23 protein-coding genes and 1 tRNA gene are annotated in these 23,865 nt (G+C 62.0%); 17 read left to right on the top strand and 7 right to left on the bottom strand.

What is annotated here, in order from left to right; translation table 11 throughout:
• The first annotated feature begins 182 nt into the window (after nucleotides 1–182).
• Nucleotides 183–259, top strand: a tRNA-Met gene (locus ACIQUG_RS31760).
• Between the two features lie 175 nt (nucleotides 260–434).
• Here the strand turns inward: ACIQUG_RS31760 and ACIQUG_RS31755 are convergent.
• The 5 genes from ACIQUG_RS31755 to ACIQUG_RS31735 all read right to left on the bottom strand — a co-directional run bounded on the left by ACIQUG_RS31755 (nucleotide 435) and on the right by ACIQUG_RS31735 (nucleotide 5,389).
• The gene (locus ACIQUG_RS31755; protein ID WP_402326243.1) at nucleotides 435–995 is read right to left on the bottom strand and encodes a hypothetical protein; all 561 of its coding nucleotides are present in this window, start codon (nucleotides 993–995) and stop codon (nucleotides 435–437) included.
• Nucleotides 996–1,124: 129 nt separating this feature from the next.
• Nucleotides 1,125–1,589: a transposase gene (locus ACIQUG_RS31750; protein ID WP_402326242.1), complete on the bottom strand. Its 465-nt coding sequence runs from the start codon at nucleotides 1,587–1,589 to the stop codon at nucleotides 1,125–1,127.
• 287 nt (nucleotides 1,590–1,876) lie between these two features.
• Complete coding sequence (locus tag ACIQUG_RS31745; RefSeq protein WP_402326241.1) at nucleotides 1,877–3,256, bottom strand: aspartate aminotransferase family protein; 1,380 nt, start codon at nucleotides 3,254–3,256, stop codon at nucleotides 1,877–1,879.
• 35 nt (nucleotides 3,257–3,291) lie between these two features.
• Entirely contained in the window at nucleotides 3,292–4,788 is a 1,497-nt protein-coding gene (locus ACIQUG_RS31740) for an NAD-dependent succinate-semialdehyde dehydrogenase (protein WP_402326239.1), read from the bottom strand.
• A gap of 118 nt (nucleotides 4,789–4,906) precedes the next feature.
• The gene (locus ACIQUG_RS31735) at nucleotides 4,907–5,389 is read right to left on the bottom strand and encodes an Lrp/AsnC family transcriptional regulator (RefSeq protein ID WP_402326237.1); all 483 of its coding nucleotides are present in this window, start codon (nucleotides 5,387–5,389) and stop codon (nucleotides 4,907–4,909) included.
• Between the two features lie 67 nt (nucleotides 5,390–5,456).
• Here ACIQUG_RS31735 and ACIQUG_RS31730 point away from each other — a divergent pair, with 67 nt between their 5' ends.
• The 10 genes from ACIQUG_RS31730 (at nucleotide 5,457) to doeB (ending at nucleotide 15,094) form a co-directional block, all read left to right on the top strand.
• Nucleotides 5,457–6,878 carry a PLP-dependent aminotransferase family protein gene (locus ACIQUG_RS31730; protein ID WP_402326249.1) on the top strand — a complete coding sequence of 474 codons (1,422 nt, stop codon included), beginning with the start codon at nucleotides 5,457–5,459 and terminating at the stop codon, nucleotides 6,876–6,878.
• 122 nt (nucleotides 6,879–7,000) lie between these two features.
• Nucleotides 7,001–7,786 carry an ectoine/hydroxyectoine ABC transporter ATP-binding protein EhuA gene (ehuA, locus tag ACIQUG_RS31725; RefSeq protein ID WP_402326235.1) on the top strand — a complete coding sequence of 262 codons (786 nt, stop codon included), beginning with the start codon at nucleotides 7,001–7,003 and terminating at the stop codon, nucleotides 7,784–7,786.
• A 72-nt stretch (nucleotides 7,787–7,858) separates the two neighbouring features.
• Nucleotides 7,859–8,701 (top strand): ectoine/hydroxyectoine ABC transporter substrate-binding protein EhuB, encoded by an 843-nt coding sequence (gene ehuB / locus ACIQUG_RS31720; RefSeq protein ID WP_371742580.1) that lies wholly within the window; start codon nucleotides 7,859–7,861, stop codon nucleotides 8,699–8,701.
• A gap of 69 nt (nucleotides 8,702–8,770) precedes the next feature.
• Nucleotides 8,771–9,430, top strand: a complete 660-nt coding sequence (ehuC, locus tag ACIQUG_RS31715; protein WP_192448350.1) for an ectoine/hydroxyectoine ABC transporter permease subunit EhuC — start codon at nucleotides 8,771–8,773, stop codon at nucleotides 9,428–9,430.
• A 2-nt stretch (nucleotides 9,431–9,432) separates the two neighbouring features.
• Nucleotides 9,433–10,095 (top strand): ectoine/hydroxyectoine ABC transporter permease subunit EhuD, encoded by a 663-nt coding sequence (gene ehuD, locus ACIQUG_RS31710; RefSeq protein WP_402326234.1) that lies wholly within the window; start codon nucleotides 9,433–9,435, stop codon nucleotides 10,093–10,095.
• The gene (eutA, locus tag ACIQUG_RS31705; RefSeq protein WP_402326233.1) at nucleotides 10,095–10,871 is read left to right on the top strand and encodes an ectoine utilization protein EutA; all 777 of its coding nucleotides are present in this window, start codon (nucleotides 10,095–10,097) and stop codon (nucleotides 10,869–10,871) included. The genes ehuD and eutA overlap by 1 nt, the downstream gene beginning before the upstream one ends.
• A 2-nt stretch (nucleotides 10,872–10,873) precedes the next feature.
• The gene (gene eutB, locus ACIQUG_RS31700) at nucleotides 10,874–11,884 is read left to right on the top strand and encodes a hydroxyectoine utilization dehydratase EutB (RefSeq protein WP_402326232.1); all 1,011 of its coding nucleotides are present in this window, start codon (nucleotides 10,874–10,876) and stop codon (nucleotides 11,882–11,884) included.
• Nucleotides 11,872–12,864 (top strand): ectoine utilization protein EutC, encoded by a 993-nt coding sequence (gene eutC, locus ACIQUG_RS31695; RefSeq protein ID WP_402326231.1) that lies wholly within the window; start codon nucleotides 11,872–11,874, stop codon nucleotides 12,862–12,864. Before eutB ends, eutC begins: the two co-directional genes overlap by 13 nt.
• 34 nt (nucleotides 12,865–12,898) lie before the next feature.
• Nucleotides 12,899–14,080 (top strand): ectoine hydrolase DoeA, encoded by a 1,182-nt coding sequence (doeA, locus tag ACIQUG_RS31690; RefSeq protein WP_192448355.1) that lies wholly within the window; start codon nucleotides 12,899–12,901, stop codon nucleotides 14,078–14,080.
• A gap of 3 nt (nucleotides 14,081–14,083) precedes the next feature.
• Nucleotides 14,084–15,094, top strand: a complete 1,011-nt coding sequence (gene doeB, locus ACIQUG_RS31685) for a N(2)-acetyl-L-2,4-diaminobutanoate deacetylase DoeB (protein WP_402326230.1) — start codon at nucleotides 14,084–14,086, stop codon at nucleotides 15,092–15,094.
• Nucleotides 15,095–15,186: 92 nt separating this feature from the next.
• Here the strand turns inward: doeB and ACIQUG_RS31680 are convergent, their stop codons facing one another.
• Complete coding sequence (locus ACIQUG_RS31680; protein ID WP_402326229.1) at nucleotides 15,187–15,486, bottom strand: DUF6894 family protein; 300 nt, start codon at nucleotides 15,484–15,486, stop codon at nucleotides 15,187–15,189.
• A 221-nt stretch (nucleotides 15,487–15,707) separates the two neighbouring features.
• Nucleotides 15,708–16,583, bottom strand: coding sequence for a LysR substrate-binding domain-containing protein (locus tag ACIQUG_RS31675; protein WP_192448366.1), 876 nt, complete (start codon nucleotides 16,581–16,583; stop codon nucleotides 15,708–15,710).
• Between the two features lie 117 nt (nucleotides 16,584–16,700).
• On the opposite strand from ACIQUG_RS31675, the gene ACIQUG_RS31670 reads away from it, so the two are divergent.
• The 6 genes from ACIQUG_RS31670 to ACIQUG_RS31645 all read left to right on the top strand — a co-directional run bounded on the left by ACIQUG_RS31670 (nucleotide 16,701) and on the right by ACIQUG_RS31645 (nucleotide 23,787).
• The gene (locus tag ACIQUG_RS31670) at nucleotides 16,701–18,353 is read left to right on the top strand and encodes a Na/Pi cotransporter family protein (RefSeq protein ID WP_402326228.1); all 1,653 of its coding nucleotides are present in this window, start codon (nucleotides 16,701–16,703) and stop codon (nucleotides 18,351–18,353) included.
• Between the two features lie 102 nt (nucleotides 18,354–18,455).
• Nucleotides 18,456–19,658 (top strand): 2-aminoethylphosphonate--pyruvate transaminase, encoded by a 1,203-nt coding sequence (locus tag ACIQUG_RS31665; RefSeq protein WP_402326227.1) that lies wholly within the window; start codon nucleotides 18,456–18,458, stop codon nucleotides 19,656–19,658.
• A 15-nt stretch (nucleotides 19,659–19,673) separates the two neighbouring features.
• A complete protein-coding gene (gene phnA, locus ACIQUG_RS31660; RefSeq protein WP_402326226.1) occupies nucleotides 19,674–20,936 on the top strand; it encodes a phosphonoacetate hydrolase in 1,263 nt (420 codons plus the stop codon).
• 10 nt (nucleotides 20,937–20,946) lie between these two features.
• Nucleotides 20,947–22,401 (top strand): phosphonoacetaldehyde dehydrogenase, encoded by a 1,455-nt coding sequence (gene phnY / locus ACIQUG_RS31655; RefSeq protein ID WP_402326225.1) that lies wholly within the window; start codon nucleotides 20,947–20,949, stop codon nucleotides 22,399–22,401.
• A gap of 43 nt (nucleotides 22,402–22,444) precedes the next feature.
• The gene (locus ACIQUG_RS31650) at nucleotides 22,445–22,768 is read left to right on the top strand and encodes a hypothetical protein (RefSeq protein ID WP_402326224.1); all 324 of its coding nucleotides are present in this window, start codon (nucleotides 22,445–22,447) and stop codon (nucleotides 22,766–22,768) included.
• Nucleotides 22,765–23,787 carry a putative 2-aminoethylphosphonate ABC transporter substrate-binding protein gene (locus ACIQUG_RS31645; protein WP_043616072.1) on the top strand — a complete coding sequence of 341 codons (1,023 nt, stop codon included), beginning with the start codon at nucleotides 22,765–22,767 and terminating at the stop codon, nucleotides 23,785–23,787. The genes ACIQUG_RS31650 and ACIQUG_RS31645 overlap by 4 nt, the downstream gene beginning before the upstream one ends.
• Nucleotides 23,788–23,865: the final 78 nt, after the last annotated feature.

The raw sequence follows: 23,865 nt of genomic DNA, 5'->3' as shown, positions 1-23,865 counted from the left end.
GAAGGATAAGGTAGCGGCGAAAAAAACCGGAAATCTTCTCGACACACTCTTCGGCCCTGCCGAAACACAAGGGCCGCCAACAAGCGGCCTTTTTGCGTAAGTAAGATCAGACAAACAACGGGATTTTGCGCACGCAAAACCCGGATAAAGCGGATAAATCCCATACGGATTTACCGCGATGGCGCGGGGTGGAGCAGCCCGGTAGCTCGTCAGGCTCATAACCTGAAGGCCGCAGGTTCAAATCCTGCCCCCGCAACCAAATCTCATAACAAAAGCCCGCCCGGAGAAATCCGGCGGGCTTTTGTGCGTTCTAAAGGCACGGAAAACCGAGCAAAGCCGGCGCGAAACTCAACCTCGCTCCTGTGACCCAATGACATCGCGCAGGATGGCATTCAGCGCCAACGGGCGCTCCAGCGAGAGATAAAAGTCGGAAGCTAAAACCGCTCCAGCATTCTCTTGAGCGTCGCGTTCTGCACGCGGAGCTGGTTCGCCAACAATTTTCGAAGGCGACTGTTTTCCGCATCAAGTGCGGCCAGTTCTTCGAGAGACGTCGTTGGCGTCGATCTCGGTTGTGGATCCGAGTCTTTGCCCACGGATGCCAAAGCGGTAGTCGGCGCCGGGCGGGAAGCTTTCTTCCTGGACGTCTGCTTTGGTGCGCTGCGGGTCTTGGGGACCAAGAGCGGGGCGGACGCGGAATCTGCGACTTCGTCATCCGACTGTGCGCCAGCGACCGGGTCAGCCACAGCATGGGCCGGATCGGAGGCTGTCACGACGGCCGGTTCTTCAACGAAACTCGGAACATCAGCATCAGCGGCGTGATCAGTACCACCGTTGCCACCCAATTCCCGGTGGCCGAACAGATGTGCCGATTCGGTCTCAATCTCGCGCGCGAGGGTCTTGAGATCGGTGTTTCCCCATATCGAACCCGTTGGCACTTTTGGCTGACGGCGGCCGGATTTGAACTCAACAACGAACCTGCGTTGTGGCGTTTTCATATAGTTTGAACCCAATGTGGATCGAAGTGCTGCGGCAAGTGTGGTTGCACAAAGTCAGGTGCTTGAATCACAGCCGACCGCTAAAGGAGCAGTGGAGCCACAGCGCTCAGCGTGTGGCTTCTCCCTGCCTCAATCGATGCCGAGCTTCTTGCGCAACTCGGCATTCTCCGCGCGCAACTTTTCCGCCAAGAGCTTTCGCAGCTTCTGGTTCTCGGCCTCGAGCTGCACGAGTTCGGCAAACTCGTCGCCGGCCGAAGCGGATTTGCTGCTCGGCTGATCATCCGCCTTCAAGCTACCCTTCCAGTTATAGTAGGTTTGCTCGGATATTCCGGCACTTTTGATCGCATCTTTCATCGTACTCGCGCCGTCAGCGACCTGTGCCCCGATCTGCCTGAGCTTCTCGAGTTTTTCTTGTTCGCTGAATTTTCTGGACTTGGCGGAGGGCTTTGATGCTGTTGCCTTCGAAGTCGCGCTCTTCGTTTCCCCGGCCGCTTTTTGACGTTTTGCTGTGCTTCGCTTTGCGCGTTCAGGTGTGTGCACAGTCGCTGAGCCCTCGGCAACCAGGGTGGCTGGCGTCGTGTTTTCTTCAGGCATTAGTAATCCTTTTTTTAAGATCGTCCTTTTTTCAACCGAGTGAAGGCCAGAGTCAACACGACTCGCCGGCCGATTTTCGATGCCGATCCAATAGGGTATACGAATTGCCTCGTCGTTCTCGCAGCTGTTGTCGGTGCAGCTCGGCCCGATATCCGCGGGGATCCATATTCACGCTCGCCGTCTAGGCTTCAACTCCACTGCAGGCCTGGCAGTCGTCGATGGTGCGGGAGTTTCCCGCCCCATCGACGGCAGGGTTCAAGACTGAGGCATCGATGGCTGCTTTGCGCCTATGCTTTATCCAGGACTGACGTGACGGCCTCGGCCGCCGCTTTGACGACAATGTCGGCCTCGTCCATGGTGAGGCAAAGCGGTGGCGCAAAGCCGAGGATATCGCCTTGAGGCATGGCGCGGCCGATGACGCCGCGCTCAAGCAGGGCGGCCGCCACTTGCGGGCCGATCTTCTTCGCCGGATCGAAAAAGACCCGGTCGTCCTTGTCCTCAACGAACTCGATTGCGGCCATCAGGCCATCGCCACGCACCTCGCCCACATGCCTGTGATTGGCGAGCGCCTTCGTCAATTCCGCGCGGAAGTAGGCGCCGGTGCTGCCGGCGTTTTCGACCAGTCCCAACTCGTCGATCAGTTCGAGATTGGCGACACCCGCGGCCGCGCAGATCGGATGGGCGGAATAGGTCCAACCGTGGCCGATCGCGCCCAGTTCGTCGGAGCCTTGCACCAGCACCTGCCACATCTTGTCCGATACGATCGTGCCGGAAAGCGGTGCGTAGGCCGAGGTCAGACCCTTGGCGATGGTGATGAGGTCGGGCTTCATGCCATAGTGGTCGGATCCGAACATCGTGCCGAGACGCCCGAACCCGGTCACCACTTCGTCGGCGACGAGCAGGATGTCGTATTTTTCGAGCACGGCCTGGATCTTCTGCCAGTAACCCTTCGGCGGCGGCACGATACCGCCCGTACCGAGGATCGGCTCACCGATAAAGGCGGCGATCGTCTCCGGGCCTTCGCCCAGGATCATTTCCTCAAGCTTGTCGGCGCAATATTGCGAGAACTGCTCTTCATCCATCGAGCGATCCGGGCGGCGGAAGAAGTAGGGTGCTTCCGTGTGCAGGATCGGTGCGCGGGGCAGGTCAAAGGCGGTGTGAAAGAGATGCAGTCCGGTCAGCGAGCCCGTCATGACGCCCGAGCCGTGATAGCCGCGCCAGCGAGAGATGATCTTCTTTTTGTCCGGCCGACCGAGGATGTTGTTGTAGTACCAGATCAGCTTGATGTTGGTCTCGTTTGCATCGGAGCCTGAAAGACCGAAATAGACGCGGCTCATGCCCTCCGGCGCGCGGTCGATAATCATCTTCGAGAGCGTGATCGAGGCTTCCGTGCCGTGGCCGACATAGGCGTGATAGTAGGCGAGATTCTTCGCCTGCTCGGCGATCGCGTCGGCGATCTTCTGCCGGCCGTAGCCGACATTGACACAGTAGAGACCGGCAAACGCATCAAGGCTCGTTCTGCCGCTGGTGTCGGTAATGTACACGCCTTCGCCGCCGCCGATCACCCGGGTCGGTGTTTCGCCGCGCGCATGCATGCCCATATGCGTGGAGGGGTGGAAGAAGTGATCACGGTCCCAGGCGCTGAGTTCGTTGCTTTTTTCGAGCATGGTCTTTCCTTTCGCGTATGAAGTGTGGCGCGCGTTCAGGCGGCCGTGTCGATGCAGAGATATTTGAGTTCGGTGAAGGCCTCGATGCCGTGGCGCGAGCCTTCGCGGCCAAGGCCCGACTGTTTCCAGCCGCCGAAGGGGATCGGTCCGCCGGTGATTTTCACCCGATTGATCGCAACCATCCCGTATTCCAAAGCTCGCGCAAGACGCATCTGGCGTGCGCCGTTCTCGGTGACGACATAGGCGACGAGGCCGTATTCGGTGTCGTTTGCCCGGGCGATCACTTCGCTCTCGGTGTCGAAGGCGGAGACGGCGGCAACCGGGCCGAAGGTCTCCTCACGCATGATCAGCGCTTCGTTCGGTACATCCGTCAAAAGGGTCGGCTCGAAGAACAGAGGGCCTGCCTTGTGGCGCTTGCCACCGGTGAGGCGCTTTGCGCCGCGTTTCAACGCATCGGCGACCTGTTCTTCCACCTTGGCGATGGCACGCTCGTGCATCAGAGGACCGATCTCGGCGTCTGGGTCGAGGCCCGAGGCAACCTTCAGCGCTTCGATGCGAACCTGAAACGCCTTGGTAAAGGCCGCAACGACGGGCCGTTCGACATAGATGCGGTTGGCGGCGAGGCAATCCTGGCCGGAGGTCGCGAACTTCGCGGCGACGGCGATGTCGGCTGCCTTCTCCACATCGGCGTCGGCGAAGACGATCAGCGGCGCATGGCCGCCGAGTTCCATGACCAGCCGCTTCATGGTCTCCGCGCATTGGCCTGCAATCAGCTTGCCGATCTCCGTCGAGCCGGTGAAGCTCATGGCGCGAATGCGCGGATCGGCGTTCATGCGGCCGACGATGGTGGCGGCGTCTCCGGTCACCACATTGAAGACGCCCGCGGGAATTCCGGCCCGTTCGCCGAGTTCGGCAAGGGCGAGTGCCGAAAGCGGTGTTTCGCTGGAGGGATGCGCAACCACCGTGCAGCCAGCCGCGAGCGCGGCAGCGGCCTTGCGTGTGATCATGGCGGAGGGGAAGTTCCACGGCGTCACGATCCCGACGACACCGAGCGCCTCGCGCCGCACGATCATCTCGGCTCCGGGCAGATGGCTGGTGACGCTTTCCGCATTCAGCCGCTTTCCTTCCTCCGCGTACCATTCGATGAACGAGGCCGCGTAGTCGATCTCGCCGCGGGACTCGGCAAGGGGCTTGCCCTGCTCTAGGGTCATCAAGAGGGCAAGATCCTCGCGCGCCTCCAGCATCAGGTCGTGCCATTTGCGCAGGATCGCGGCGCGCTGCTGCGGCAGCATGTTCCGCCAGGCGGAAAGCGCGTCGGCTGCTGCAGAGGTAGCCTCCTCTGTCTGCTCAGCATCAAGTGCCGCGACCCAGGCAAGCGTCGCCGACGAAGCGGGATCTGTCACCTTGAAGCTTGCACCGTCACGCCCGGAGATCCACCGACCGCCGACATAGGCGAGTTCCCTGAGCAGATGAGGATCGGCAAGGCGGGCAAGCGCGTCGTGAAAGGTCGTTCGGGCAAATACGGCGGTCATTGCGGCCTCCTCCTGTTGTCTGGAGGAAGTCTGCCAGAGGGCGCGCGACAGATTGTCTATTGCCGGGGTGGCCACCAGAGACTTTGGCCAAAGGTGGGGGCGGCCGTAGACAATCTCTCTATTCGGAGGCGGGAAGCAATGTCTCCAGCGGAAGCACGGTCTCCTCCTTCACCGTCTTGGTGACGATGTAGGTGAAGTAGCGGTCGATGCCGAGTTCGCGGTCGAGCAGGCTGTCGACAAGACGCTGGTAGGCGTCGATGTCGGGGGCCATGATCTTCAGGATGTAATCGACGCCACCGCCGACCGACCAGCAGGCCACGATTTCCGGCGTTGTCGCGACAGCGCGTTCGAAACGCTCGAAATCCACTTGCCGATGGTTGGCAAGCGTCACCTCCATCATGACGCTGGCAACAGGCGCAACGCGTCTGACGGCAACGCGTGCGTGATAGCCTGCGACGATGCCCGCCTTCTCAAGTTTGCGCAGGCGCAGCCAGCAGGGCGTTGGTGAGAGCCCCGCCCGTTCCGCCAGCGCCAGCTTGGTGATGCGCCCGTTCTCCTGGATCGCCTCCAGGATACGCAGGTCGATGGCGTCGAGTTTCATTCAGGGCGCCCTCCGGGCGGGGATCGTGTCAAAGTGGAGGAAAAGACAATGGGAAACCATTTTGGCGTTGTCAATTGAACTGATTTTTAGCACTGTTAAAATCATGACAAATTGGCGACCCGACATATCCCAGTTGCGCCGGCCGGCTTATCTCTCTCTCGCCGAACAGATCGCTCGCGCCATCCAGGAAGGGCACTTGCCGAACGGGACGCGCCTTCTGCCCCATCGCAAGCTCGCCGACGACCTGAAGCTTTCCGTACAGACCGTCAGTCGTGCCTATGACGAACTGATCCGACGGGGGCTCATTTCCGGCGAAATCGGTCGCGGCTCCTTCGTGCAGACAAGGCCGAAAGAGCCTGAGCCGCCCTATCTGCCCGAGCGTCTTGGCGAGCTTGTCGACCTTTCGATCCTCAAACCCGTGTGCGAACAGCTGCATCTGGAGCGCATGCGCGGAGCCTTCGGCTGGCTGGCGGAAAACCTTCCGTCGAGTTCGGCGCTTTCCTTCCGGCCCAACATGGTTTTCCCTCGCCATCGCAATGTCGCAGCCGAATGGCTGTCGCGTTGTGGACTGGATGTGTCTCCGCTCAATATCAGCCTCACCAATGGCGCCACCTCGGGCATGACAGTGGCGCTGATGAGCGTTGCTCCGCCAGGCTCGACCGTTGCGACGGAAGCGATCAGCCACCACACGCTCGTGCCGCTTTCCAGCTATCTTGGCCTTCATCTCGAGGGCTTGCCGATCGATCGCGAAGGCATGATCCCCGAGGCGCTGGATGAGGCCTGCCGCACGGGCGTCATCCGCGCCGTCTTTCTCCAGCCCTCGGTGATCAATCCGACCGCGGCCTTGATGGGGCCCGAGCGCCGGCAGGCGCTTGCCGACGTCGCACGCCGTCACGATATCGCGATCATCGAGAACGACATTCTGGGGCCGCTTGTGGAAGGTCGCGCACCGCCGATTGCGGCCTATGCCCCGGAGCGCACCCTCTACGTCACCAGCTTCACGAAGATCACGGTACCGGGCCTGCGCATCGGCTATCTTGCCGCCCCGGATCGTTATGTCGCAGCGGTTGCCAACCGCCATCTCGTCTCCAACTGGATGGCGACGCCCTCAATCGCCGAGATCGCGACCCTCTGGGTCAGCGACGGCACGGCGATGGAACTTGTCAATTGGCAGCGCCGGGCACTTGGCGTTCGTCACGCGATCGCCGAGGAGGCGCTCGCAGGCTTGCCCTATTATACCCATCCACAGAGCTTGCATGTGTGGCTGCCGTTGCCGGAAGGGCATACGGAAGACGGCTTCGTATCCCAGGCGCGTCTGCGCGGTGTGGCGATAGCGCCCGGCTCTTCGTTCCGCACGGCCGACCAGGGCTGGCAGCCGGCGGTGCGCATCTCGCTCGGCTCGACCACCGAGCAGGAATTGCGCACCGGCCTTGGCATTCTTGCCTCACTCGCCAGCGGAAACCCGGAAGCGCTGTTGCTCGCGATTTGAGTGATCTGCCTTGCAAATGGGCGATGTCAGAATAATTGTACTGATATTATTATTGACATTGACATGATTTTGATTGCCGCGCATCGTTGCGCCATCACTTGTCTCAATAGGGAGAGACATGCATGGCAGCGCCGATCATCCGCATCGACAACATCACCAAACGCTACGGTCCCTTGACCGTACTCGACGGTCTGTCGATGGACGTGCTGCCGGGCGAAAAGCTGGCGCTGATCGGTCCGTCCGGATCGGGCAAGACAACGATACTGCGCATTCTCATGACATTGGAGGCGATCAGCGCCGGCCATATCGAGGTCGACGGCGACCAGCTCTATCACATGCCGAAGAACGGCAGTCTCGCGCCGGCCGATGACCGCCATCTGCACAAGATGCGCGAGAAGATCGGCATGGTCTTCCAGCACTTCAATCTCTTCCCCCACAAGTGCGTGCTCGACAATGTCACGCTGGCGCCGATGCTGACGAAGGGCATGGCGAAGGCCGCGGCGGAGAAGCGGGCGATGGAGCTTCTCGACATGGTGGGCATGGCCGACAAGGCAAAGAGCATGCCGGCGCAATTGTCCGGAGGACAGAAGCAGCGCGTTGCGATTGCCCGGGCGCTGGCTCTTTCGCCAAAGATCATGCTGTTTGACGAGGTGACCTCGGCACTTGACCCGGAACTGGTCGAAGAAGTGCTGAATGTCATGCGCAAGCTCGCGGTCGAAACAGACATGACCATGCTGCTCGTCACGCATGAGATGGGCTTCGCCCATGATTTTGCCGACCGCATTCTCTTTTTCGACCGCGGCAAAATCGTCGAGGAGGGCAAGCCCGACGAGATTTTCCGCGCACCCAAGCAGGAACGCACGCAGACCTTCCTGCGCAAGATCATCGCGGCAGGGCACCGCGTCTGAGCGGCTTTGCCGCCCGGAAACAAGGCTCCAAACAAAAACCAGGGACAGCCAGAGGAGTTCGCAACTATGAGCATGAGAACCTTTTTGACCATAACCGCCAGCACGGGCGCCCTGGCGGCAATGCTCGCCGCAGCACCAGCCTGGGCCGACGGCAAGCTTGAGGAACTGAAGGAACAGGGTTTCGCCCGCGTTGCCATCGCCAACGAGCCGCCCTTTACGGCAGTCGCCGCCGACGGCAAGGTTTCCGGCGCGGCTCCGGACGTTGCACGGGAGGTCTTCAAACGCCTCGGGGTCGAAGACATCGTCGCCTCGATCTCGGAATACGGTGCGATGATCCCGGGCCTGCAGGCCGGCCGCCACGACGTCATCACTGCCGGCCTCTTCATGAAGCCGGAACGGTGCAACGCCGTTGCCTATTCAGAACCGATCCTGTGCGACGCCGAAGCCTTCGCGCTGAAAAAGGGCAACCCGTTGAAGCTGAAAAGCTACAAGGACATCGCCGATAATCCAGACGCAAAGATCGGTGCGCCAGGTGGCGGTACGGAAGAAAAGCTCGCACTTGAAGCCGGCGTCCCGCGCGACCGCGTTATTGTCGTGCCGGATGGCCAAAGCGGGCTGAAGATGCTGCAGGACGGCCGTATCGACGTCTATTCGCTCCCGGTGCTTTCGATCAACGCTCTTGTCTCCAAGGCGAACGACCCCAGCGTCGAAGTCGTGGCACCAGTTGAAGGCGCTCCAGTCTATTGCGACGGCGCGGCCTTCAAGAAGGGTGAGGAAGCCTTGCGTGACGCCTTCGATGTGGAACTGGCAAAGCTCAAGCAGTCGGGTGAGTTTGCCAAGATCATCGAGCCCTATGGTTTCTCGGCCGCAGCCGCGATGTCGACGACCCGCGAAAAGCTCTGCGCCGCCAAGTAGGAACAGCAACAATTAGGCCTCTTCCCGAGCTGGGGAGAGGCAATCCACTCCCTCGTAGTTGGAAGATCGATGACCGACTGGTCTGGTTACATAGGGCTGATCCTTGAAGGCGCGCTGGTGACGCTTGAGCTTACCGTGCTCGGCTCGATGCTCGCCGTCGTCATGGCATTCGTCGCCGGTCTCGGGCGCGTCAGCCGCTTTCTCGTGGTTCGCGCGCTTGCCACCACCTATATCGAGTTTTTCCGCGGCACGTCGATCTTCGTTCAGCTTTTCTGGGTCTATTTCGTGCTGCCATTCGCCGGCGTCACCCTGTCGCCGCTTCAGGCCGGCGTGCTGGCGCTGGGACTGAATGTGGGAGCCTATGGGGCGGAGGTCGTGCGCGGCGCCGTCAAGGCGATCGGTCGCGAGCAACGCGAGGCCTGCATCGCGCTCAATCTCTCGCGCTATCAGTCGATGCGTTACATTATCCTTCCGCAGGCGCTGCCGTTGATGCTCCCGACCTTCTGCAACAACGCGATCGAGCTTTTGAAGGGCACGGCCGTCGTGTCGCTGATCTCGCTCACCGACATGACCTTTCAGGCCCAGGTGGTCCGCGCCCAGACCGGCAGCACGCTCATTCCTTTCGCAACGATCCTCGTACTCTACTTCCTGATGGCGCTCGCCATCTCCAACGGCATGCGCTGGCTGGAACGCCGGGTAACGCGCGGCCTTGATGGCGTGAGGACCTGACGATGGAATGGGATTGGAATTTCGTCTGGGAAATCATGCCGACCCTTCTTGAGGGCCTGAAGATCACCATTCTGGCGACCGTGTTCGGCGCAGCACTTGCCGCCGTCATCGGCCTCGTCTTTGCCATCCTCCGCATGACCGCGCCCAGGCCGATTGCGAAGGCCACGGGCTTCATCGTGGAGTTCATTCGCGGCACGCCGCTTCTGGTGCAGCTCTACTTCATCTTCTTCGTGTTGCCGGATATCGGCATCCGCCTGCCGGCAATGCTCGCCGGCATCATCGGCCTCGGGCTTCACTATGGGACCTATGCGGCCGAGGTCTACCGCGCCGGTATCGAGAACGTGCCACGCGGCCAATGGGAGGCGGCCAAGGCGACGAACCTCACCGGCCGCCAGACCTGGATCCACGTCATCCTGCCGCAGGCTATCCCGCCGATGATCCCGGCGCTCGCCAACTATCTGATCGCCATGTTCAAGGAGACGCCGCTGCTTTCCGCCATCACCGTGCTCGAGCTGATGAACCAGGCGAAAAGCGTCGCCAACAGCAGCTATCGTTATATCGAGCCGATGACGCTAGTCGGGGTCTTCTTCCTGATCATGAGCCTGATTTCCGTCGTCTTCCTGCGCTGGCTGGAAGAACGCTACGCCCGGGTGGAGGAACGCTGATGCAGACGCTCGACCTTACTCTCGCCTCGCGCATGCCGAAGCTGGATGAGCGTCCGCTCGAAAAGCGCGTCGGGCTGATCATCCTTGCGACCGACCACACCACGGAAGTGGACTTTCAGCGTATGGTGGCAAGCGAGCGGATCGGCGTCTACACAACGCGCATTCCTTACGCGAACCCGGTGACGCCGGAAAACCTGCGCGCCATGCAGCCCTCGCTGACCTCGGCGGCCGCGCTCATCTTGCCGGACGAGCCCCTCGACGTCGTCATGTATTCCTGCACCTCCGCCTCCGTCGTCATAGGCGACGCGGAAGTGGGAGCGGCCGTGCGTGCCGCCAAACCGAATGCCGCCGTCGTCACGCCGACTGCGGCGGCCGTCTCTGGTCTCAAGGCGTTCGGCGCCAAGCGCATTTCGGTGCTCACGCCCTATACGATCGAGACCAGCAAGCCGATGGCCGACTATTTCCTGTCCCTCGGCTTCGAGATCGCCCGTTTCACCTGCCTTGGACTTAACGACGACCGGGAGATGGCGCGCATTTCTCCGGACGAAATCGTTGCCTTTGCGAGGCAAGCGACTGCACCCGATAGCGACGCACTCTTCATATCCTGCACGGCTGTGCGCGCGGCAAGCGTCGCGGCAGAGATCGAGGCCATCATCGGCAAGCCTGTCGTTACCAGCAACCTCGCCACCGCTTGGGCGTGCCTGCGCCTCTGCGGCAATGAAACCGCGCGGCCGGAACTCGGTCGCCTCATGACGCTTGCCTATTCGGACCGGTAGCGATGTCGAACCTTCCCGTAACATTGGCGGATATCGAACAGGCGGCCCGGCGCATCGACGGTCGGGTCTTGAATACCCCTCTCGTATTTTCCGCGTCGCTCTCCGAACGCTGCGGTGTTCCTGTCGGCCTCAAGCTCGAACACCACCAGACGACGGGCAGCTTCAAGCTTCGCGGCGCCACGAATGCCGTGCTCTCGCTGACGCCTGAGGAGCGGGCAAGGGGTGTCGTCGCTGCCTCGACCGGCAATCATGGTCGGGCGCTCGCCCATGCCGCCAGGACTGAAGGTTCGATTGCGACAATCTGCATGTCCAGGCTTGTGCCCGACAACAAGGTGTCGGAGATCCGCAGGCTCGGCGCCAATGTCCGGATCGTCGGCAAATCGCAGGACGAGGCGCAGCTTGAGGTGGATCGCCTGGTTGCTGAAGACGGTCTCGTCATGGTGGCACCCTTCGATAATCGGGTTGTCGTTGCCGGCCAGGGCACGCTCGGGCTGGAGATCCTTGAGGCGATGCCGGACGTGGCGACAGTGCTTGTGCCGCTTTCGGGCGGTGGGCTTGCGGCGGGTGTCGCCGCGGCAGTGAAAGGGCGGTCACCGAAGATCCGCGTCATCGGTCTCACCATGGAGCGAGGGGCCGCGATGAAGGCGAGCCTTGACGCCGGAGGGCCGGTTGCCGTCGAGGAGGTGGCGAGCCTTGCCGACTCCCTCGGTGGCGGCATCGGCCTCGATAACGCCGTGACCTTCGAAATGTGCCGGGCACTGCTCGACGACGTGATCCTGCTTTCCGAAGACGAGATCGCCGTCGGAATGCGGCATGCGTATTCCCAGGAGCGCGAGGTGATCGAGGGGGCAGGGGCGGTCGGCATCGCAGCTCTGCTTTCCCGCCGGCTTGGCGGGCTGGATCGGCCGGTGGCAGTTATCCTCTCCGGCCGCAATGTCGACATGGACCTGCATCGGCGGGTCATCAATGGCGGGGTCGATCCGCTGGCGGAGGCAGCGGCATGGCCACGATGAAGATTCTCACCGAGGCAGAACTGACGCGCATCGTTCCGCTTGATCTTGAAGCGATTGCCTGTGTGGAAGACGCGTTCCGCGCGCTTGCTACCAAGGCGGTCGCCATGCCGCCGATCCTGAGGCTCGACATTCCCGAAGCGCGCGGTGAGGTGGACGTGAAGACGGCTTACGTGCCCGGCCTCGATGGTTTCGCCATCAAGATCAGTCCTGGCTTCTTCAATAACCCGAAGATCGGCCTGCCGAGCACCAACGGCCTGATGGTGCTGCTTTCGACGAAGACCGGCCTGGTAGAGGCGGTGCTGCTCGACAACGGTTACCTGACGGATGTGCGCACAGCGGCCGCCGGCGCCGTCGCGGCTCGGCAGCTTTCGCGCCCGGATGCCACGGTCGCCGCCATCTTCGGCGCCGGCATGCAGGCAAGGTTGCAACTCGAGGCCTTAAGCCTCGTGCGGCCGATCCGCGAAGCGCGCATCTGGGCAAGAGACGTTGCAAAAGCAAAGGCCGCCGCAGCGGACATGACGGTGAAGCTCGGCTTTCCGGTTCGTGCCGAGGCCGACGGCCGCGCCGCTGTCGATGGCGCCGACATCATCGTCACCACCACGCCGTCCGAAACACCGGTGCTTCGGGCCGACTGGCTCCAGCCTGGCCAGCATGTCACGGCCATGGGGTCGGACGCCGAGCACAAAAACGAGATCGAGCCCGCCATTGTCGCCGGCGTCGGCCTCTACGTCGCCGACAGCCTCAAGCAGACGCGCAGGCTCGGCGAACTCCACCATGCCATCGAAGCGGGCCTCGTGACGGAGGGCACGATCTTCCCCGAACTCGGCGAGATAATCGCCGGGCGCAAGCCGGGCCGTAGCAGCCCCGAGCAGATCACCGTGGCGGACCTGACCGGCACGGGCATTCAGGACACGGCCATCGCAACGCTTGCTGCCGCCCGCGCGGCTGCGACGGGCACCGGCACGATCTTCGAGAGTTGAGACCGGCTTTTCGCCGGGTATAGAGGAAAAACCGATGAAACAAGCGAACCTGAAGTTCTCACTTCCGGAGTATGAAACGCGTCTTCAAAAAACGCGGAAAGCCATGGAGGCCAAGGGCATCGACGTGCTGATCGTCAGCGATCCGTCGAACATGAACTGGCTGACCGGCTATGACGGCTGGTCCTTCTACGTGCACCAATGTGTCGTCGTGCCGCCGACGGGCGAACCGATCTGGTACGGCCGCGGCCAGGATGCCAACGGCGCCAAGTTCACCGCCTACCTCAAGCATGAAAACATCATCGGCTATCCGGACCACTATGTGCAGTCCACCGAGCGCCACCCGATGGATTACCTTGCGGCCAAGCTTGCCGAACGCGGCCTCGACAAGCTGACGATCGGCGTGGAGATGGACAATTACTGGTTCTCCGCCGCCGCCTTCGCGTCGCTTGTGAAGCACCTGCCGAACGCCCGCTTCGTCGACGCGACCGCCCTCGTAAATTGGCAGCGCGCGGTCAAGAGCGAGGCGGAAATCGGCTACATGCGCAACGCCGCAAGGATCGTCGAAAAGATGCATGAGCGCATCTTCGACAAGATCGAGGTCGGCATCCGCAAATGCGATCTGGTCGCGGAAATCTATGATGCCGGAACCCGTGGCGTCGACGGCATCGGCGGCGACTACCCGGCAATCGTGCCGCTGTTACCCTCGGGCGTGGAGGCTTCTGCGCCACACCTGACCTGGGACGACCGGCCGATGAAGACAGGCGAGGGCACCTTCTTCGAGATTGCCGGCTGCTATCACCGCTACCACGTGCCGCTTTCGCGCACCGTCTTCCTCGGTAAACCGACGCAGGCCTTCATCGACGCGGAAAAGGCCACGCTGGAGGGCATGGAGGCAGGCCTCGAAAAAGCGCGACCCGGCAATACCTGCGAGGATATCGCCAACGCCTTCTTCGCCGTGCTCAAGAAGTACGGGATCGTGAAGGACAACCGCACGGGCTATGGCATCGGCGTTTCCTATCCGCCGGACTGGGGCGAGCGCACGATGAGCCTGCGACCCGGCGACCGCAGCGAACTGAAGCCGGGCATGACCTTCCACTTCATGACGGGGCTTTGGCTCGAGGACATGGGCTTCGAGACCACGGAAAGCATCCTGATCACCGATAGCGGCGTCGAGTGCCTCGCCAACGTGCCGCGCAAGCTTTTCGTGAAGGATTGAACCATGCGGGAAGCAACGCTTCGTCCGTCGCCGATCAGTTCTACGGTCGATTTTTCGGCCGAAGGCGTTCATCACGGTTTTCTGCGTCTGCCTTACAGCCGCGACGATTCCGCCTGGGGCTCGGTAATGATCCCGGTGGCGGTTGTGAAGAACGGGGAGGGGCCGACGGCCCTTCTCACCGGCGGCAACCACGGCGACGAATATGAGGGGCCGATTGCGCTCTTCGATCTCGCCCGCACGCTGAGGGCCGAGGACGTCACGGGTCGCGTGATCATCGTGCCAGCGATGAACTATCCGGCCTTTTTGGCCGGCGCCCGCACTTCGCCGATCGACAAGGGAAACATGAACCGCAGTTTCCCGGGCGCGCCGGACGGCACTGTGACCCAGAAGATTGCCGACTATTTCCAGCGCACGCTGCTACCGCTTGCCGATATCGTGCTCGACTTTCATTCCGGCGGAAAGACGCTCGATTTCCTGCCCTTCTGCGCCGCCCACATCCTGCTGGACAAGGCACAGGAGGAAAAATCCTTTGACCTCGTCAGGGCATTCGGCGCCCCATGGTCTATGAAGATGCTGGAGATCGATGCCGTCGGTATGTACGACACGGCCGCGGAGGAGATGGGCAAGGTTTTCATCACCACCGAGCTTGGCGGCGGCGGAACGGCGACGGCGAGGAGTGCTGCCATCGCCAAGACAGGCGTTTCTAACGTGCTGAAGGCGGCGGGCATCTTGAAAGGCACTGTCGAAAGCGCAGAAACCACGTGGCTCGACATGCCGGACGGAAACTGCTTTTGCTTTGCCGAGGACAGCGGCCTTATCGAGCCGTTCGTCGATCTCGGCGACCAGGTGAAGAGCGGGCAAGTCGTGGCGCGCATCTATCCGATCGGCCGCACCGGCGCCGAACCGCTGGCCATCAGGGCAAAGATGGACGGCGTCCTCGTCGCCCGCCATTTTCCCGGCCTCGTCAAATCAGGCGATTGCGTCAGCGTGCTGGCAACCATTGTCACTGCTTAACGCTTACGCACCACCGGCGGCCGTGGCTCGCAAGCCATCGCCCCCTCGATGGGGAAGTCCGCGCTCCCGTCGACAAGGCGTGAGCTGGATTTCTAACGCACCCTGCGGAATTGGCTGACGTCAAAGCCGGCCAGTTCTCTCCAGGCGTGCTCGAATTTCGAACTCGCAGATTGCCAGGGTGGCATGGCCCGCCTGGCAGTTACGCGCGCCAGGACAACGCCACCTGCGCGTTCGACAGTCACGATGACGCTACGGTGCCTGTCGTCTTCCGCGATCCCGTCGGCGATCGACCTGCCATTGGTCACCGCCTGACTGTCATTGGCGTGAAACGCCCCATGGTCATCGCGACTGATCCTGCCGGACAGGTGAATATGAAATAGGTATCGGGGCATGTTGCCACTCGAGCAATGATTGCTTTTTCTACTTCTTAGCAGTCTTGCTGATCTATTGCGCGTGACAGTTGCGTGACATGCCTTGTGAGACGTGACGCGAAGCGCGCGGCCCTATTGCGCATTCATAGGATTTTCGATGACCGTGACCGCATGGCGCGGTCGTCCCGGTCGACGGTGGCTGGTTGGCGCGATGAATTGCGTCGCTGCCGTCCGGGTGATGATCAGGCCGGTGCAGCGGTGAGCCTGCGGGCAATGTCGAAAAAGGCGCTGACCAGTTTTCCGTTGCTACGCTCGCGCAAGCAGATGAGTGCTTCGTCCATCAGCATCTCGGGCGCGTCGATCTCGATGGGAATGAGGCGGCTGTCCTGGCCGAACTCTGCCGACGATACGAAGCCGACGCCGCCGCCAGCGGCGACGATCTCGCGCACCGCCTCGCGACCTTCGGCTTCGATGAGCGGCGTCAGTTGCACGCCGCATTGCTGCGACATCGTTTCGAGCTTTTGGCGCGTCTTGGAGCCTTGCTCGCGCATGACCAGGGGGTGTTTCACGAGTTCGGCGAAAGTCACCTTTTTCTTGCCTTGCAGCGGGTAGTCGCGGCTCGCAAAGGCGATGATTGGCGTGGAGTTGAGTTTCAGAATGTCGAAGTCGCTCGACTGCGGGATCTCGCCGAGAACGCCGATGTCCGCTTCATAGGCGTGCAGGCTGGTGATGACGGTTTCGGTGTTGCCGGAATCGATAGAGACCTGGACGGTCGGATAGGTGCGCCGGAAGGCGGCAAGGATATGCAGCAGGTGGTGGGCGGCATCGGCAACGATCCGCAGTTTTCCCGCTCTCAGTGCCCGTGATTCCGACAGGAGATCGAGCGCCTGCTGCTCGACGTCGAACATGCGGCGGGTGACTTCCAGGAGCTGTTGGCCGGCCTGGGTCAGCGTCACCTGCTTCTTGTTACGGTTGAAGAGGAGGACGTCGTACTCCTCCTCGAGCTTGCGCACCTGGTCCGAGACCGCCGGCTGGGTGAGGAAGAGCGCTTCGGCGGCACGCGAGAAGCCGCCGTGGATGGCGACGTTGTGAAACGCGCGGAGCTGGACGTAGCGCATGCGTACGGCGCCTCTTTGAATAGATTTGATCGATGGTTTGATTAAAACGAACGATTTGATTTATGTAAAGCGGGCGCGGATAGTTTTCGGATTCCACCTCTATCCGGAGCGCGCCTCATGAACCTCCCGGCCGTCGTCCTCGAGCTCGCCGCCGCCACCGTCCTCCTGCTCTACGCCGTCAGCCTCGTGAAAAAGGGTGTCGAGGCAGCGGCAGGCGACATCGTCGCGTGCACCGTCGGCGGCGCCGGTGGACGACCGCGTGCGGCCATCTGCGGCTGCGCCGTTGCCATTGCGCTGCAGAGTTCGACCGCGGTCGCCATGCTTGCCGCCGGTTTTGCCGTCAGCGGTGCGCTGGCACTTGATACGGGCCTGGCGGTGCTGCTTGGCGCCGATCTCGGCTCGGCGCTCGTCGTCAAGATCCTGTCCTTCGACCTGCATTGGCTGGCGCCGCTTCTGATCGCCGTTGGCGGTCTCGCGCATCTGAAGGCATCGACCCGCAAGGCGGTGGAGACCGGGCGCGCCCTGCTCGGCATCGGTCTGCTGCTGCTCTCGTTGCAGATGATCGGCCATGCGACGCAGCCGCTCTCGCAGAGCCCGATTCTGCCTTCCATCGTCGCTTTCATCGGCAAGGATGCCTTGACCGTGATGATCCTTGCCGCCGTCTTCACCTGGGCGCTGCACTCCAGCGTGGCGGCGATCCTGCTTATCCTGACCTTTGCCGTGAAGGGCATCGTGCCCCTGGAGGTCGGCATTCCCCTTGTGCTCGGCGTCAACGTCGGCGGTGGGCTCATCGCACTGTGGCTGACCCGCGGCCTGCCGGTCGAAGGCCGACGCCTGCCGCTTGGCAACCTCCTCTTCCGCGCCCTGTTCGGTGCTGCGATCTTCGGCCTTTTTTCGCTGCATTCTCCGTTCGACTGGCTGCCCGGGGAGACCGTGGCGGGCAAGCTCGTCAATCTGCATGTGCTCTTCAACGCTGCTCTGGTGCTAGTCGGGGTGATCTTCTGCGGCCCGATGGCGCGCCTCGTTCGGTTGCTGATGCCGCAGGCCGCCGGTGCCAATGACCGAGCGGCTCATGTGAGCGCCCTTGACCCATCGCTGATCGACAAACCGGCGCAGGCGCTCGCGGCCGCGGCACGCGAGGTGCTCCACATGGGCAATCTCATCGCCCGGATGCTGGAGCCCGTCATGACGGTCATTCACGCGCCGACACCGCAGGCGGTGAAGGTGCTCAGAAGCATCGACGGCGACATCCACGTGGCCCATAGCGCGATCAAGCTCTACATCGCCGCCGTCAACCGCGGCATCCTCACCGAAGACCAATCGCGACGCGGCATCGAACTCACCGAAGCGGCGATCCATCTCGAATATGCCGGAGACGTCGTCGCAAAGAGCCTTCTGCAAATGGCCGAGGAGCGGCTTGCGGGCGCAGGCACCTTCTCGCAGGAGGGATGGCAGGAGCTCACTTTGCTGCATGCGGCCGTGTCGTCCAACGTCAGGCTGGCGGCCAATCTTCTCGTCTCCCCGGACCCGGTGATCGCGCGCGAAATGGTTCGGCAGAAGGAACATGTGCGTCGGTTGGTCGAAGAGAGCAGCAAATGCCATCTGGAACGGCTTCGGCAAGGCATCGCGACCAGCATCCTTTCGAGCGACATGCACCTGGAGATCGTTCGGGCGCTGAAGGAGGTCAATTCGCTGGTGACGACCATGGCTTATCCGCGCCTGCGTGAGAGTGGCGACCTTCTGGAAAGCCGGCTGGTGCCGGCCGCCTAGATGTATAATTTCTATCGATAGATTGATACAAAAGAACGATTTTACAGATAGATCTTTCCGCCCCATTGTCGTTCTCGAACACGCCAACCGCGAGGACGGACAATGCCAAACACCGCTTCTGAAAGAACCATCGCGCCCCTGGAAACGCCAAGGCTGGGCGAGCCTTATCTCCTGACCCCCGGTCCGCTGACCACGGCCTATCAGGTCAAGGAAGCCATGCTACGGGACTGGGGTTCCTGGGATGGCGATTTCCGGGCAATGACCGCCAAGCTCCGCCAGGAACTGCTGGAGATCGCCGGCGATACCAAGGGCGAGTACGATTGCGTGCCGATGCAGGGCAGCGGCTCGTTTTCGGTCGAGGCCATGCTCGGCAGCTTCGTCCCGAAGGACGGCAAGGTGCTGGTGCTGATGAACGGCGCCTATGGCAAGCGCATCGCCCAGACGCTTTCCTATCTCGGTCGTGACCATGTGACGATCGACAAGGGTGACTACATGCCCCCGCGCGGTCCGGAGGTTGCAGCGGCACTCGATGCCGACCCTGCTATCACCCATGTCGTGGTCGTCCATTGCGAAACGAGTTCCGGCATCCTCAATCCACTGAAGGAGATTTCCGACACGGTCTACTCCCGTGGCCGCAAGCTGCTCGTCGACTCTATGAGCGCCTTCGGCGCAGTGCCGGCCGGTATTGGCGATTTCCGCTACGAGGCGATCGTTTCTTCCGCCAACAAGTGCATCGAGGGTGTGCCCGGCTTCGGCTTCGTCATCGCCCGCAAGAGCGAGCTGGAGGCCGCAAAGGGGCGCAGCCATTCGCTCAGCCTCGATGTGCACGCGCAGTGGGACTACATGAACAAGACGGGCCAGTGGCGCTTCACGCCGCCGACCCACGTGGTCGCGGCCTTCCTGGAAGCCTTGCGCCTGCATCGGGAAGAGGGCGGAGTCGCCGGTCGTGGAGCCCGCTATGCCCGCAACCGCGACGTCATGGTCGCTGGCATGCGCGAGGCCGGCTTCGAGACGCTGCTTGCCGACCAGTGGCTGTCGCCGATCATCGTCACCTTCTTCAGCCCGGCGCATCCCGCCTTCGCCTTCGATCGCTTCTACGACCTGATGAAGGACAAAGGCTTCATCATCTATCCGGGCAAGCTGACCGTGGTCGACAGTTTCCGCGTCGGCTGCATCGGCCGCATGGACGAGCATGTCATGCGCCGCGTGGTCGATGCCGCCCGCAACTCACTCTCCGAAATGGGCGTCGACAGCGCCGCTCCCCCGGCCGTCGCCCTTGAAGAACGCCGCCGTCTCGCCGCCTGAACTGAGGAAATTACGATGAACAAAATGTCCAAGATCACCGTTACCGCCAACCGCCGCACCTATCCCTGGCCGAATGTCCCGGCCATTGCCATCTGCCTCGACGGCTGCGAGCCGGCCTATCTCGACGAAGCCATCAAGGCCGGGCTGATGCCGACGCTCGAGCGCATCCGCAAGACCGGCACGGAGCGCACCGCGCTCAGCGTCATCCCGAGCTTCACGAACCCGAACAACCTTTCCATCGCCACCGGCCGTCCGCCGGCGATCCACGGCATCTGCGGCAACTATCTTTACGAACCGCAGACCGGCAACGAAGTGATGATGAACGATCCGCGCTTCCTGCGCGCGCCGACGATCTTCAAGGCGTTCTACGATGCCGGTGCGAAGGTCGCCGTGGTGACGGCGAAGGACAAGCTCAGGGCGCTGCTCGGCCACGGGCTCAAGTACGACGAGGGCAGGGCGATCTGCTTCTCGTCTGAAAAGGCGGACAAGACGACCAAGGCGGAAAACGGTCTCGACAATGCCTCGGCCTGGCTCGGCCGTCCGGTGCCGGAAGTCTATTCGGCCGATCTCTCCGAATTCGTCTTTGCCGCCGGCGTCAAGCTGCTCAAGGAATTCCGCCCAGACGTCATGTATCTGACGACCACCGACTATGTGCAGCACAAATATGCGCCGGGCGTTCCGCAGGCGAATGCCTTCTATGAGATGTTCGACAAGTACCTGACCGAACTCGACGCGCTTGGCGCGGCCATCATCGTCACGGCCGACCACGGCATGAAGCCGAAGCACAAGGCGGACGGTTCGCCTGACGTCATCTATGTGCAGGACCTGCTCGACCAATGGCTCGGCAAGGACGCGGCCCGCGTCATCCTGCCGATCACGGACCCTTATGTCGTGCATCACGGCGCTCTCGGTTCGTTTGCCACGGCCTACCTGCCCGAAGGTGCGGACAAGGAGGAGATCATCGAGCGGCTGCAGGCGATCGAAGGCATCGATGTCGTGCTTTCCCGCCCGGAAGCCTGCGTACGCTTCGAGTTGCCGGACGACCGGATCGGCGATCTCGTGCTGATCTCGTCGGAGAACAAGACGCTCGGCACCAGCGAACATCGCCATGATCTGGCGGCACTGAACGAACCGCTGCGCTCGCATGGCGGCCTGACCGAACAGGCGGTGCCGTTCATCGCCAACCGCAAGCTGCCCGAATTGCTGACATCCGCATCGCTGCGCAATTTCGATGCGTTCTACTACGCGCTCGTCGCCGCAGCCCAGACAGCACACTAGGGAGGGAGCGATGACCAAGGTGGAAACGGCATTTGCAATTCGCCACGAGCCCATGCGCATCGCCGGCAAGGCGGTCGATACCGAGGGGCGCGTCGAGGTGCGCTATCCCTTCAACGATGCCGTCATCGGCACGGTGCCGGCCGGCAGCGCCGAGCATGCCCGCAAGGCCTTCGAAATCGCGGCTGCCTACCAGCCGAAGCTGACGCGCTACGAGCGCCAGCGCATCCTGCTCAAGGCCGCGGACCTGCTCGTTGCCCGCAAGGAGGAGATTTCCGATCTGATCACGTTGGAGCTCGGGATCTCCAAGCAGGACTCGCTCTACGAGGTTGGCCGTGCCTTCGACGTGCTGACGCTTTCGGGGCAGATGTGCATCCATGACGACGGCGAGATCTTCTCCTGCGACCTCACCCCGCACGGCAAGGCGCGCAAGATCTTCACCACACGCGAACCGCTCAACGCCATTTCGGCAATCACGCCGTTCAACCACCCGCTCAACATGGTGGCGCACAAGGTGGCGCCGGCGGTCGCGACGAACAATTGCGTGGTGCTGAAGCCGACCGAGCTGACGCCGATGACGGCGCTGATCTTCGCCGACATTCTCTATGAGGCCGGCCTGCCACCGGAAATGCTCTCGGTCGTGACCGGCTGGCCCGCCGATATCGGCATGGAGATGATCACCAATCCGAACTTCGACCTCATCACCTTTACCGGCAGCGTTCCGGTCGGCAAGCTGATCGCCGCCCACGCCCATTACAAGCGGCAGATCCTGGAGCTCGGCGGCAATGATCCGCTTATCATCCTCAACGATCTCTCGGACGCCGATCTCGCCAGGGCGGCGGATCTTGCCGTTGCCGGCGCGACGAAGAATTCGGGCCAGCGCTGCACGGCGGTAAAGCGCATCCTTTGCCAGGAAAGCGTTGCAGATCGTTTCGTGCCGCTGGTGCTGGAGCGGGCGAAAAAACTGAAGTTCGGCGATCCGATGGATCGCGCGACGGACCTTGGCACGGTCGTCCATGCCAAGGCTGCGGAAGTCTTCGAAAAGCGGGTGCACCGGGCAGCGGAAGAGGGGGCAGAGATCCTCTACGATCCCGGTCGCAAGGGCGCCCTCCTGCCGCCCATCGTCGTCGACCGGGTCAAGCATTCGAGCGAACTGGTGATGGAGGAAACCTTCGCGCCGATCATACCGATCGTGCGCGCACCGGATGACGACGACGCGCTGATCGCGCTCTCGAACTCGACCGCCTTCGGCCTCTCGTCCGGCGTCTGCACCAACGACTTCCGGCGCATGCAGAAGTACATCGCGGGCCTCAGGGTCGGCACGGTCAACATTTGGGAAGTGCCGGGCTACCGCATCGAGATGAGCCCCTTCGGCGGCATCAAGGATTCGGGCAACGGCTACAAGGAAGGCGTCATCGAGGCGATGAAGAGCTTTACCAACGTCAAGACCTTCTCCTTGCCATGGTGATCTGACGCGCTTCCCCCGCAGATTCACCCCTCTGGGAGCTGCCATGGCGGCTCCCTTTTTTATTGAACGCCGGACGGTCGCGGCAGCTCGTTTCCCGCGCAATCGTCGATCTGCCTCTTCGTTTTGCAGGTCGAGCGACATTCTCCTGGGTGTTGCTGATGGCTTCATCGTCTGCCTGCCGGTTTGCCTCGTTTTGCGGCAGAGCATCCATAATTTTTATCTTCTGAACGATAAGAATAATAAATTTTACTTACCAGAAACCGCTGCGCAGAATGGTTCTCGAAGCCGATCACAACAGGGCAGCAGCAAGATTGCCCGCCGTGCTTCCCCGGTATTTCCAGGACTTCAGAGGAGAACTTCAACATGAACAGACGCATGCTCATCATGCTTGCCAGTGCTGCTTCCGCCGTGCTTCCCGCCGTCGCTTTTGCTGAAACCCAGCTGACTGTCTACACCGCCGTCGAGGCCGTCGACCTTGACCGCTACAAGGCGACCTTCGAGAAGGCGCACCCGGATATCAAGATCAACTGGGTGCGCGATTCCACCGGCGTCATGACGGCAAAGCTGCTCGCCGAAAAGGACAATCCGCAGGCCGACGTGGTCTGGGGGCTTGCCGCCACCTCGCTCTTGCTCCTGAAAACCGAAGGCATGCTCGAGCCCTACAAGCCGGCCGGCGTCGAGGCGCTCGACCCGAAATTCGTCGACCAGGACACGCCGCCGAGCTGGGTCGGCATGGACGCCTATGTTGCAGCCCTTTGCTACAACACGGCGGAAGGCGAAAAGCTTGGCCTCAAGCCGCCGACCAGTTGGAAGGACCTGACGAACCCCGAATACAAGGGCCATGTGGTGATGCCGAACCCGGCATCCTCAGGTACCGGCTTCCTTGACGTCTCGGGCTGGATGCAGATGTGGGGTGACGAGAAGGCCTGGGACTTCATGGACAAGCTCCACCAGAACATCTCCGCCTACACCCATTCCGGTTCCAAGCCGTGCAAGATGGCAGGTGCCGGCGAGGCAGTGATCGGCGTGTCCTTCGAGTTCCCGGGCGCCAAGGCCAAGAGCGCGGGTGCACCGATCGACATCATCTTCCCCGCCGAAGGTTCGGGCTGGGAGGCGGAGGCAACTGCGATCATCGCCGGCACGGCAAATCTCGAAGCCGCCAAGACCCTTGTCGACTGGTCGGTCACCAAGGAAGCCAACGAGATGTACAATGCCGGCTATGCCGTCGTTGCCTATCCGGGCGTCGCCAAGCAGGTCGAGCACCTGCCGGACGACATTGCATCCAGGATGATCGTCAACGATTTCGAGTGGGCCGCCAACAACCGCGCGGCAATCCTCAAGGAATGGCAGAAGCGTTACGACGCCAAGTCTGAGCCGAAGAGCTGAGCCTGATCGGCCGGGCGCAGCGCGATTGCGCTGCGCCCGCTCGCATTCTCCTGAGATTCCTCAAGCCAGCGGAGCTTG

Source organism: Ensifer sp. NPDC090286, assembly GCF_044769565.1.
In the GTDB taxonomy this organism is placed as follows: domain Bacteria; phylum Pseudomonadota; class Alphaproteobacteria; order Rhizobiales; family Rhizobiaceae; genus Ensifer.
This window is presented reverse-complemented; position numbering and strand designations above follow the sequence as displayed.